This window comes from Rhodococcus sp. EPR-134 (assembly GCF_001647205.1).
Lineage (GTDB): Bacteria > Actinomycetota > Actinomycetes > Mycobacteriales > Mycobacteriaceae > Rhodococcus_F > Rhodococcus_F qingshengii.
In genome coordinates this window covers 1-512 of record NZ_LVCT01000783.1, presented here as the reverse complement: position 1 = coordinate 512, position 512 = coordinate 1, and the positions used below count along the sequence as shown (strand labels likewise).

At 61.9% G+C, this 512-nt stretch carries 1 pseudogene; it reads right to left on the bottom strand.

The features are described 5' to 3' along the window. Positions 1–436, bottom strand: a pseudogene (locus A2J01_RS33375) (IS5 family transposase); the annotation flags it as partial. Positions 437–512: the final 76 nt, after the last annotated feature.

Sequence of the window (512 nt, the reverse complement as noted above, 5' to 3'; positions counted from 1 at the left end):
GTATTCGCTCCGGAAACATCCACGACCAGCGGGATTCCATTCGCGTCGGACAAGACATGGATTTTCGATCCTTTCTTGCCGCGGTCGACCGGACTCGGACCGGTCAGTGATCCCCCCTTTTTGCCCGGACACTTGCCGCGTCCAGGATCGCCGCCGACCAGTCGAGTTCACCGGCACTGCCGAGGTGGTCGAGTACTTGCTGGTGGAGTCGCTCGAATAGTCCGGATTCGACCCAGGTGGTGAACCGGCGGTGCGCCGTCGGGACTGTCACTCCGAAGGAGGGTGGCAGATGTCGCCACGCGCATCCGCTCGTCAGCACGAACACGATCGCGGTGAAGACCGCGCGATCGTCGACCGGTGCGCTGCCACCGCCCTGCGGCCGGACGGCGAACTGTGGAACCAGCGGTTCGACCATCTCCCACAAGGCATCCGGCACCAAACGCAAAGACAAATCATCCACCACGAACCGTATTATGTCCCACACGTCACTTCACCCACATGAGACACGCTCT